Here is a 12,044-nt window from a genome sequence, read left to right as displayed (position 1 = left end):
TAGTACGGCCGTTCAACCTGCTATGGAAAAAAATAGCGTCCAACTGTTACCTTTTTCCCTGGCATGAGTATAAGCTAATAATAACGCTCAGCTCATGTTCAAAAATTACTTTCTGGTTACCATCCGGAACCTGCGCAAGAATGGATTTTATTCTTTTATCAATATCACGGGTCTAGCGATCGGTATCACCTGTAGTATTTTGATACTGTTGTGGGTGTTTGACGAAACCTCCTTTAACAAATTTCACCCGAAGTATGATCGCCTTTACCAGGTATGGGTGAACGCCAAGTTCGACGGAAAGATCAGCTCGTGGACTTCCGTGCCGCTCCCCACCTATGAAGCCATGAAAACAGCTGATGCAAGCATCAAACGTGCTGCAGTGACCGATTGGGGTGGCACACATTTATTGACGGTTGGCGATAACCGACTGATGAAAAAAGGATATTTCGCCAGTGAAGAGTTCTTGGAAATGTTTGAGTTCACATTGCTCAAAGGCAATGCTACCCAGGTAATGGATGATCCAAAATCAGTGATTATCACCGAAGCAACAGCCCAGGCGTTGTTTGGTAATGAAGATCCGATCAACAAAGTAATCCGCATCGATAACGAAAATGATTTACAAGTAACAGGTGTCTTAAAGAATATCCCCACCAACTCATCGTTTGAATTTGATTTTCTCATGACTTGGAAATTTCGTGAACAGGTTAGCGAATGGGTCAGGAAAAATACGACGAACTGGGGTAACTACTCTTTTCAAGTCTTTGTGGAGCTAGATGATCCCAAGAACGAATTGGCGGTGGAAAAGAATATCCGTATGCTCCTCCAGGAGCACGGAGAAACAGAGACAAAACCTGAATTTTTTCTTTATCCACTCTCACGTTGGCGTTTGCATGGATCTTTCGATAATGGCGTGGAGACTGGTGGCATGAATGACTATGTTCAGCTATTTACGATCATTGCCATTTTCATCATTGTAATAGCCTGTATTAACTTTATGAACCTCGCGACTGCACGGTCGGAACGGAGGGCACGTGAAGTGGGCGTTCGAAAGAGTGTTGGTTCCCGAAGAATAGAGTTGATCCTGCAATTTATTGGCGAGTCAACATTCATTGCCTTCCTCGCATTTGTGGTGGCAGTATTGGTAGCACAATTGGTATTACCTTACTATAATCAGCTTGTCGATAAAAAGCTTTTCATCGATTATACGTCAGGCGAATTTTGGCTTTTTGCTTTTGGATTGATATTTATCACGGGTTTTGTCTCGGGAAGTTATCCGGCCTTTTATTTATCATCATTTCAGCCAGTTAAAGTATTGAAGGGAAAACCAACCATTGGAAAAGGTGCCAGCACGCCAAGAAAGGTATTGGTTACACTTCAGTTTGGATTTTCAATTCTTCTCATCATCGGAACGATTGTTATCTATCAGCAAATCCAACTGGTGAAAAACCGTGAAATTGGATATGACCAGGAAAATCTCATGGCAGTCAATTACACGAATGAAGTGTCAAAGAATTACAGGCCCATTAAATTAGATTTGCTAGCGTCTGGTGTAGTCGAGGCTGTGACGAAATCGAATAGCCAGATTACCGATATCAATTCCAATAATTTTCTAGGATGGCCTGGCAAACCCGAAGATCTTCGCGTCATTTTTACAACCATTGCCACAGAATACGACTACATCAAGACAATGGGGATTAAGTTACTGGAAGGCCGCGATTTCTCTGAAGATTTCAAGAGTGATACATCGGCTATCATTATTAACAAAGCGGCACTCGAACTGATGAACCTTAAAGATCCTATCGGCACAGAGCTGGATCTGTGGGGAGGCAAGCGCAAATTGATCGGTATTACCGAAAACGTGCTGATGGGTTCACCTTATGATCCGGTTAAACCAATGTTTATTGTTCTTGATCCAGAGTGGATCGATGTTGTAACGGTACGGCTAAAGAAAACCAAAGATCTGCAAGCATCTGTCGCAACAGTAAAAGGTATTTTTGAAAAACATGCTCCAGCTTACCCGTTTGAATATCGTTTTGCCGATGTAGAGTTTCAGAAAAAATTCACGACGATTAACCTGACCAGCCAATTGGCTAGTTTGTTTGCTACGCTCACAATAATCATCACCGGACTTGGCTTGTTTGGCTTAGCAGCTTTCACGGCCGAACAGCGGACCAAGGAGATTGGCATCAGAAAGGTACTAGGTGCTTCTGTTCCAAGCCTCGTGCAATTGATCTCCAAAGACTTTTCATTGCTGGTAATTATTTCGTTTGTCATCGCTTCGCCGGCAGCCTGGTGGTTGTTAACAAAATACCTCGAGCGTTACACCATTCGTACGGATATTGCGTGGTGGGTATTTCCTGTAACGGGCTTCATCGCCTTGGCGTTTGCACTGATTATTGTGAGTACACAGGCGCTGCGTGCAGCGCATGCTAATCCGGCCACATCTTTGCGAAACGAGTAAGAATTGCGAGAACGGAAACACCATTGTGAACTACAGAAAATATTCAGCTTCCTAACAATGCTGCTCGGAAGCAACTTTGAAGTGTGAAGGAGCTCCATCATGTTGCATTCCGAAGCACGATCCTTCGTCGTGAGGCCCTGAACGCCCTTTAGACATCACGGAACACCCAACGTGTGTAATCCGCTGATCGTTGCGGTTCCAACGCCATTACTATTTGGGCCAAAATCATACATGTACCGCCGATTTTCGGTTCCTCCTACTAACTTATTTGTATATACAGAACGCATTTTTTGATTTTGATGGCTTTATCGTTGGATTAACATCATTATTTTTTATGAAAATTCTTATTTTCCTTGGACTAACATTGTCCACCCTTGCAGTGGCACAGGATTATCCTAAACTTGCTGAAAAATATCAACAGCAATACAAGGATAAAGAAGCCGTGGTTCTTCAATCCAACATTCGCTACGAGTATGTTAAAGACGCTAAAGTCGGTGCGAAGATCACTGTGTCCACCAACGAGAAACTACTATCTCTCAGATACAACTCTTCTATTTACCGAACGCAGTATTACGATCAGAACTCGAGGGTCGAAAAGTTTTTTGCGGAAAGTAATCTAAAACAAAAGGTTGCCGACTATTCAAAGTTATGTGGCAGCTACACGCAGGATGGTCTCTTCTACGATGATAGTAAATTTTGCACCGTCGCATTGAAGCTCAAGGAGCGAGGTGAGGTCTGGGATGTGACCAACGTCAAGAAAATCGATGATGTGAAATATCTCACATCTGTTTACTTCTCAGAGAATCTGCCCGTACAGGAAAAGAAAATTTCCTTTGTTGTTCCCGCCGAGGTAACACTTGATATCAAGGAGTTCAACCTGGATCGATTTTCCATAACTAAATCTGAGAAAACAGAAGCTAACCAAAAAATCATTGAATATGTTGTAAAGGATCTTCGTGGCCTGGAGAAGGATTCATACGATCGTGGCATGCAATTCAGTGAACCCCACCTGTTGATTTTAGTGAAATCAATGATGGTTGCCGACAAGAAAGTCAATGTACTTGCAACACCTCAAGACTTATATGCATGGTACAGCAGCCTTACCCGTCAGTTAAAACCAAACACACAAATATTTGCGCCTACCGTTAAAGAACTGATCAAGGATAAAACCACCGACGAAGAGAAGGTAAAAGCAATTTATTATTGGGTGCAGGACAACGTGCGTTACATTGCCTTTGAGGATGGAATCGCTGCATTCAAACCTGATGAGGCGCATGCGGTATTTGAAAAACGTTACGGCGATTGTAAAGGAATGGCCAATCTGATGAAGGAGATGCTTAAGGTAGCGGGCTACGACGCTCGTCTTACCTGGATTGGTACGCGACGCATCCTGTATGATCAATCAATCCCCAGCCTTGCCGTTAACAATCACATGATTTGTACACTATTGCTGAATGGAAAAAAGTTTTACCTGGATGCTACTGAGAAATACATTCCTTTCGGACAGAACGCACAGCGTATATTAGATCGTCCCGTGATGATAGAAGATGGTGATAAATTTATTGCCGATAAAATCACGGAGACCGAGAAAAACAGGGACATCGATTCCCGTAAAATCAAAGCATCCATACAAGGTGAAGACTTGCGCGGTAAGTACGTTATCAACCTGAAAGGGGAGGCGAAGAAAAATTTTCTTTACGAATATAACTACACCAAGAATGATCGTAAAGATGAATTCATGGAAGATTTCATTTCTCACGGAAATAAAAATGTGAAGACCTCGAACCTGAAAATGCCCGACTTAAAAGAGCGGGGAGGTCCACTGGATCTCGAGTGCGATATGCTTTATACCGGGGCGGTAAGTTCTTTCAATAACGAGTATTACATTGATATTGATCCGGCAAAAAACTTTAAAGACTGGATCATTGCAGATACCCGTCAAAGCGATATTGATTTCGGCGAGCGGATTTATAAAAAGACTTCTGTTGAATTACAGATTCCTACCGGATTTACAGTGGCGCATCTACCTGAACAGATTACCGTAAGTGAGCCGGAATTTTCATTCAATATTCAGTACAAGCTGGCAGGTAATAATATTATTTATACGAAAGAATTAAAAATCCCGGAAGGCATTATCAATAAAAACGCATTTCCAAGATGGAATAAAGCTGTAAAGCAATTGGCTACTGCCTACGAGAATCAAATCATTCTTAAATCAAAATAGTCGTCATTATTAATTCTATTTCTATTCAGCTGTTATGAGGAAAATACTTTTTGCTGTTGGATTGTCTTTGCTTTCAGTAGCCATTTCGCTGGCACAATCGTCGGAGATTGAAAAGAAAATTAAACAAGATCTTTGGGTTGACTGTCCGAAGGAATTTAAATCGCTGACCATTCCGGACAAATGGAAGAATGAGTCTGCCGTATTGCTTGCCTTCCACCGTGAGTACGTCATGGATTTCACAACAAAGGTGACAGGTCTTACAAGTGTCTCCCGGTTCTATATTGAGAAGCTGAATTATCATTACCGTATTAAGCTTATTGATAAGGCGGCCATCGCAGATTTTTCGGAACTGTCATTTAATAGTAAAACGATCAAAAGTAATTTGTTTGGAAAGGCATCAGCGTATAGGGTTATCGGTATTAAGGTCGTTAAACCCGATGGCACTGCGAAAGAAGTTGATTTGTCGCAGGCCGTGAAAACCGACATTACAAGCAATAGAGAGTTGAAAATTCCGATCCCCAATCTTGAGACTGGCGATATCGTAGATTATTTTGTCGCGATAAGAGATGAAAGCATGACTATGCCAAATTTTGGTGACGAATACTTACTGGAGTTAAAATACCCGGTTGTTTCCCATACCATTTCATTCTCACTTCCTCATCAGCTGAATTTTTATTACGATAGTTACAATGGCGCGCCGGCGTTTACAAAGGAACAAAAAGACAGGGATGTAATTTATACAATGAAGGATGACATGCGTGACAAAACGCCTGAATTACTGTGGCATTATCCCTATCAGTCGGCGCCGCATTTCCGGTATCGTGTAACAAATGAGGATGTAAAACCTGTTGTTGCTACTGAAGCAAAGAACTTATTGTCCAGCATTGGCCGTAACATTTCTGACATTGGTCACATGGCCGATTTTATGGAAGGGAATTTCAAGAAGAATAAAGATCCGCAGCTAATCCTCAAAGAAATTTATTTCCTGCTACGCAATCCCATCTATATGAAAGCCTATTACGATATAGAATTAGGTAATCCATTAGACGCACCGTTGAGTGGCAACCGGTTTTTTCTGCTAGTAGATAAATACCTTGAAAAGGCGAAGATACCGCATGATATTGTAATCGCGCCATCACGTGATCTAGCACCTTGGGAGAGTCTTGTGAACATGAGTTCATGCGAATTCTTTATCCGTATCAATACGACGCCCGCGGTTTATATGATGCGGCCAACGCCATTCTCTTTGCCTAATGAAATCCCATATCTCTATGAGGGCAGTGAAGCCATTTCCAAAGTTTCAACGAAATACCCGATCGGTGTATCTCAGGCAGACGATAATAGCACAGCCACCGCGTTGAAGCTCGCTTTTAATCCCAATGACATGGGTCAGCTAAATGTATCACGAAATGTCGTTGCGAAGGGACATAATAAAATGTCTCATCAATATCTCATCTTCACTAATTATGATTACATGAAGGCGTATGACCTGCCCAAATACCAGGTACAGAGCTCAAATCTCATGAAGGGTATTCTCAAGGAATTTAATAAAGAGAAAACAAAATACGAGCAACGACTGACGCAGGATTATCACGATAGAGATGAGCGCATAAAAAAGGATTTGGAAACCCAGATGGAAGTGAAGGTAGCTGACTACAAAAACCTGAACATCAAGACCATCGGTATGTGGGATACTGAACCGAATACGGAATATGCTGACGAATTTACATTGGAGAACCTGACGAAGAAGGCCGGTAAAAATATGATCATCGAGATCGGAAAACTTATCGAAAAGCAAACTGAAATCAAAGACGATCAGAAAAACAGAACCAGGGATATCTACATGCCGTTTGCGCGCTCGTTCCAGTATGAGATAACGCTGACAGTGCCGCCCGGTTATCGAGTTGAAGGTCTTGAGAACTTGAATAAAAAGACGGAGAACAGCACGGGAGCATTTATTTCATCTGCTACAGTTGCCAATGGTGTTGTTACCATTAAGACAAAGAAAGTCTATAACAAAAATGCATACACAGCGGCGGAATGGAAACAACTAACACCTTTCCTGACAGCCGCCAATGATTTTTATACGGCGAAGATCTTATTAAAGAAAACTTAGTCAGCTGTAAGGCAAAAGGACACAACAATAAGCTTTTGCGTCAAGGTCGACTTCTCCAGCATAATGTTGTGTCTCTTCATGGTTGCAATGACCTGTGATTTCTGATTTATAAACTGTCAACGCTTTTTAAGAACTAACGAAGGGTCTACCGGATACCTACCGAAGGACTTACCGTAGACAGCAACGCCACCATCTCCCACCGTTTTAATTTGAATGACAAGCTTTCCGTTTTGAACAGCAGTTTTTAATTGCGCCTTCGAGACCGGCACTTTTGTTAGGTATCCATACGATCCGGCCTCTCTTAATTTTTTGTCTTTTAACTGATAATGCCATGATAACACACCCCGGTGATCAGCTGGATCATCTGGCAATGTGGTCGTGAGTGCTGTCTTCCCATCAACTAAAACAGTGACCTTCGAAGGATACAATGTTTCGTCCGTCATCGGATAGGAATTGGGATTTCCGCTAGGCGATGCCTTTGCGCCTAACATAAAATTGACGTCGGTTCTTTCCTTAACATCCTGATCTTTCACAAACAATTCTTTGGCAGATATTTCAATCAGAAAGTATGCTTCCTTTACAGCGCCAATATCCATTTTACTATCCAATGGAATCGTGTATTCGAAATATCCTTCGCCCGCGCCATTTACTTTTAAACCCTCTAAGATGTTCCATTGCTTTTTACTAAAGGACGCGTTGGTGAATGCACCAGGAGCAACAGTGATGATTTCTGTCTTAGGCAACTTTTTATCTGTAAGTATCTCGAGATGCATAAAATTCCGGTGAAGCACCGCACCATTCTTGTCTTCAAGTTGTAAAGTGAGTATAGCTAATCCGGGCTGATCAGGCATTGTTAATGAAAGTGACTCTAATTGTTTTTGAATGTAGGGCTGGTAACTCACAACCTGAGATCCCTTTGCAACAGGTATCGTTTCGCCTATTGCATTGGTAAGCTGTAGCTGATACGAAAGGTTCAACTGACTTCCATAATCAGTTTCCGTCATGGAAGAAATGTACAACGGGATAGATATTTGTTCTCCTCCTTTTACGGTTTTGCTGATCTCGTTCCCAGTGGAAATGTATACGGGTGCATGCAAATCGTTCAGCTTCATGCCTGGAAACAGCGTTTCGATACCGGTAAATTTATTTGTACGGTCGAATCTCCAATAGCCATTCCATTCGTTGATCACGTCGTGATGTTCTGTATAAAGCCAGCCTGCCATTTCTGGATATTTTCTGAAGGTATTGATCATACGGTGGTAGTCCCAGCTCCAGTCCACATCGCCGGTGCTTCCTTCATATCCCCACACATTTCCACATTCTGAATTAATTTTAGGTTGCTTCCCCTGTTTAAATCCTTCTTCAAACTGAAATGTACTTCCCTCAAAAGATTTCTCTGTGAGATCTTTTAAGTGATCTTCCCATTCCCACCCAGGCAGGTAGTCATGAAAAGAATTGATATCAGTTTGTGTGTGGCCGGCGCCACAGCAAATTGAATTGTCTTCCGCCAAACGGGTAGGGTCTAACGACTTGGCTAGATAATACATCGATGCAACCCACTGTTGCGTCTCAGGTAAATATTTTTCTACACGTTTTCCGTCTTCCTCCATGCGGGTACGAAGTCCCCAGGTCTCATTAAAGATGGTCCATGTAAAAATCGCCGGATGATTGAAGTCCCTTTTGATCATTTCGCGAAGCGTTTGTTCTGCTTCGTGTTGCATCTTTGCATCCGGATCGCCCCAGCTATTAGGCAAGTCAGCCATGACAAGCACACCTAGTTTATCGGCCCAATATAATTTTCGTGGAATCTCTACTTTGATGTGCGGACGGATTCCGTTCAGTCCGATGGACTTCGCTAACTCGACTTCCTTCCGCATAAACGCGTCACTGGGGAACGTATAAAAACCTTCCGGGTGATAGGATTGATCGAGTGTTAGTTGAAGGTAAACGGGTTTATTGTTCAGCGCAACATAGGGGAAATTTGTTCCGGGAAGATTGACTACGGAAATTTTTCGCATTCCAAAGTATGTCTTCACAACATCGTCGTTCAATTTTACTTCTGCCTGATAGAGGTAAGGATCTTCTAATGACCAAAGGCGTGGCTGCGGAAGTGGTATGGTTAAACTGACTTTATCTTTGCCCTTGGGAAGTGTGACTTCTTTTACAATGGGTGAGGTTGGTGTTTGAATAGAAACATTGATTTTTTGATCTGCTGTCGTTTCTTCTGGGGCGTACACAGTTACCGTAACATTTCCCTTATCAATATCCGGTCTGAAATGAATGACGTCGATGAATTCTTTCCCGCGCGCCTCGAGGAATATTGTTTGCCAAATGCCTCTTGCATTTCCATATCCTTGTTTGCCGTATAATGTGAACTCCCGGCGTTTATCGTCAACACGAATAATTAGTTGTTGAGCCTGGCCGTATTTTACAAAGGGTGTTAGTTCAAAAGAAAAGGGCGTGTACCCTCCCTGATGCTTCCCTAGCAATTTTCCATCCAGCCAAACCGTTGTTTCCCAGTCAGATGCGCCAATGGTAACAAAGGTTCTTTTATTTTGCCATTCCGGTTGTATACGGATTTCACGTTTATACCAGGCGATGTCCGATTTATCTGCTACACCCGACAAGGCAGAACCCCACGGAAAAGGTACTGTTATCCGGTGGGTAAAAGATGCATTTCCTTCGTGAAACTTTTTATTTAAACCTTCATCCAGCGAATCAAATTCGAATTGCCAGGCGCCATTTAGATTTTGCCACAAAGGTCTTTCAAAATCGGGTCGAGGGTGCTCCGGTAGCGGAATGGTTTGAGCATGAACAGCGTGTGAAAAACACACGAATAGATATAGGATAGTTAGGGATTTTTTCATGATCGAAGATAGTATTTTCGATGAATCGATTATCGGTTGGCCTATCTTCAATAAGGTTTTGTTGCGTGTTTAAATATCAGATTCGCTCGAATCGCTGCTCTTATCGTTGAAGAATCATGGCCATTTTACCACAAAAGTAGCTGATAGACCAAGATACTGGCGAAGTTTGAGAGCATAATTTCGCGAATGCTTCTTTCCTCTTGTAGCGTGTGAAGGACTCGGCAACGGGGAACCGAGGATGTAGTATAAAATGTAGACATCAGTAGTCGTTAGCATGATTCCTTTGCCGCTCAATACAGAAAGATGACTTTTTGAGGAGCTGACAGCGGGTCTGCTAACGTTAGTAAAACTTACATATTCGTTAAAAATCTTGCAAGCCTAAGGAAGCCGAATTGAAACACCGGTAAACCATTGAGTGGAAATTTAACTTTGATTAAAACTCTCACATGTTTCGTATCTCTATCCCCTACAGAGATTGGATTTATTCCTACACAACTGTTCTGCTACTGGCTTTATCGTCATTTCAGGTATCCGCGCAGGATGTTTCTCATTACATTTCAAAGCTCAAGGAAAGTTCGACCTCTCAGCAATTCGACCAGATTTTTGGTACAATGGTAAAGGATTTCAAATCCGGCAAACCCATTTCATTTCAGGACGAAGATGTCATGCGCATTGTTACAATTGCACGATCAAAGCCTTATGCCGACGCCATTTTGCCTGGCGTCTATGGATGGGCAGCCACCCTGTTTGGTGATGGCAGGGTAGATGAGGCGTTGCTTTTTTTTATGGAAAGTGCCGATCTGTATGGTAAACAAAATAAAAAGCATGCGCAGGCACTAGCGTCATTTGAGATCGCACTGATACATCATAAGGCTGAAAATTATGAAGAGGCTGAAACATTTTATCTCCAAACGTTGGCGCTAGGGGGTGATTCTCTTAGTCACCGGATGAAGATCAATTGCTACAACGGATTCGCACTTATTGAGCGACATAAAGAAAATTTTTCGAAAGCTACCATAGAATTCAGAAAGGCATACCGCATCGCCCAAGTGTATAGGGATACCGTATGGATGGGAATACTTGCAGGCAATATTGGTAGCATTCACATGAAGACGGCAAACTATGACAGCAGCTTATACTACTATTCCAGGAACCTAAAATTCGTAAAAAACACGCTGGAATTTGAAAATGAGATAGAAACATACGCGCACTTGGGGAAAATCTATTGGTCAAAATCAGACTACGAACTCGCAAAGTTGTATTTGGACAGCGCCACGCAGATCGTAGAGGACAGGCAGATTAGATTTAACGACTTTTTTAATCCCATGGATTATATTAACGAAACTTACGCATTGATATATTCCTCATTGGGTGATCACAAAAAAGCGTTCGACTATTATACAAAGTTCCATGAGATTGCACAGCAAAAGCAATTAAAGCTAAATGGTCGCAGTTTAAAACAATTGCAATCAACTTATACCTTCGAGCGCAAACAACATGAAGTCGAGCTGTTAACCAAAATTAATGAAGCGAATGTGTTGGTCATTCAGCAGCAACGGTATATAGCAATTGCCTTTGGAATCATTATCGTTTTAATGACTATTTGGGCAGTGAACGCGTATAACACTGGTCTTCAACGCAAAAAACTTAATAGTAAATTATCGGAAAGTAATGCAGAGCTTGAAAGACTCAACCGTGTCAAGGCAAGATTATTCTCCGTCTTAAGTCATGATTTACGATCGCCGATCGCTACCCTAAAATCGATGGTTATATTTCTTGCGGATGGAAAAGTAAAGCATGATGATGTACGGGCGTTGTATTCAGGGCTACGGCAGCAGCTGGAGGTTTCAGACAATATTTTGGAGAGTTTGTTGCAGTGGGCAAAAGCTGAATTAAGCCAAACCAAGGTGGAAATGCAACGGCTGGTCATGGCAAACCTCGTTAACAATGTAGCCCTGCAATTGAAGAGCGTTTTAGATGATAAAGGCATCCAACTTCGAAATGATCTAAATTTTGACCTGATAGCGTTGGGTGATAAAATACAATTGGAAATAATACTTCGTAACCTGATGGCTAATGCGGTAAAATTTACCCCTATCGGCGGTGTGATAAGAATAGCCGGAAAAGTAAATGCGGATAGTCTTGAGATTTACGTGGAAGACAACGGACTGGGCATGCGCGAGGACGAGCTCCGGAATCTTTTCGAACCCGGAAAGCATTTTTCAAAAGTGGGTACCAACAAAGAAATGGGAAGTGGGCTCGGGTTGATCATTACCAAAGAAATGATTTCCAAGAACGGTGGGAACATTTGGGTCAACAGCAAGGAGCATGAGGGTACGATTTTTACGTTTACGTTACCGCTGGCATCTTAAGATA

5 protein-coding genes are annotated in these 12,044 nt (G+C 42.2%); 4 read left to right on the top strand and 1 reads right to left on the bottom strand.

All coding sequences use genetic code 11. The features are described from left to right. Window positions 1-94 precede the first annotated feature (94 nt). From P2W71_RS17810 to P2W71_RS17800, 3 genes are all read left to right on the top strand, one after another. Window positions 95-2,461 (top strand): ABC transporter permease, encoded by a 2,367-nt coding sequence (locus tag P2W71_RS17810; RefSeq protein WP_276372665.1) that lies wholly within the window; start codon window positions 95-97, stop codon window positions 2,459-2,461. A 334-nt stretch (window positions 2,462-2,795) separates the two neighbouring features. Then, on the top strand, window positions 2,796-4,685 hold the full coding sequence (locus tag P2W71_RS17805) for a transglutaminase domain-containing protein (RefSeq protein WP_276372664.1): 1,890 nt from the start codon (window positions 2,796-2,798) through the stop codon (window positions 4,683-4,685). 34 nt (window positions 4,686-4,719) lie between these two features. Continuing rightward, the gene (locus P2W71_RS17800; protein ID WP_276372663.1) at window positions 4,720-6,801 is read left to right on the top strand and encodes a DUF3857 domain-containing protein; all 2,082 of its coding nucleotides are present in this window, start codon (window positions 4,720-4,722) and stop codon (window positions 6,799-6,801) included. 116 nt (window positions 6,802-6,917) lie between these two features. Here the strand turns inward: P2W71_RS17800 and P2W71_RS17795 are convergent, their stop codons facing one another. Further along, complete coding sequence (locus P2W71_RS17795) at window positions 6,918-9,668, bottom strand: sugar-binding domain-containing protein (RefSeq protein WP_276372662.1); 2,751 nt, start codon at window positions 9,666-9,668, stop codon at window positions 6,918-6,920. Window positions 9,669-10,114: 446 nt separating this feature from the next. On the opposite strand from P2W71_RS17795, the gene P2W71_RS17790 reads away from it, so the two are divergent. Further along, window positions 10,115-12,040 carry a tetratricopeptide repeat-containing sensor histidine kinase gene (locus P2W71_RS17790; RefSeq protein WP_276372661.1) on the top strand — a complete coding sequence of 642 codons (1,926 nt, stop codon included), beginning with the start codon at window positions 10,115-10,117 and terminating at the stop codon, window positions 12,038-12,040. The last annotated feature ends 4 nt before the right edge of the window (window positions 12,041-12,044 follow it).

This window comes from Chryseolinea sp. H1M3-3, from assembly GCF_029360725.1.
In the GTDB taxonomy this organism is placed as follows: Bacteria; Bacteroidota; Bacteroidia; order Cytophagales; family Cyclobacteriaceae; genus Chryseolinea.
The sequence above is the reverse complement of the archived record's forward strand: the minus strand, read 5'-3'. Positions and strand labels throughout refer to the sequence as shown.

Bases quoted from the DNA above. Each gene is read 5' to 3' on its own strand.
- P2W71_RS17810 (WP_276372665.1), top strand. From the start codon at position 95: ATGTTCAAAAATTACTTTCTGGTTACCATCCGGAACCTGCGCAAGAAT.
- P2W71_RS17805 (WP_276372664.1), top strand. From the start codon at position 2,796: ATGAAAATTCTTATTTTCCTTGGACTAACATTGTCCACCCTTGCAGTG.
- P2W71_RS17800 (WP_276372663.1), top strand. From the start codon at position 4,720: ATGAGGAAAATACTTTTTGCTGTTGGATTGTCTTTGCTTTCAGTAGCC.
- P2W71_RS17795 (WP_276372662.1), bottom strand. From the start codon at position 9,668: ATGAAAAAATCCCTAACTATCCTATATCTATTCGTGTGTTTTTCACAC.
- P2W71_RS17790 (WP_276372661.1), top strand. From the start codon at position 10,115: ATGTTTCGTATCTCTATCCCCTACAGAGATTGGATTTATTCCTACACA.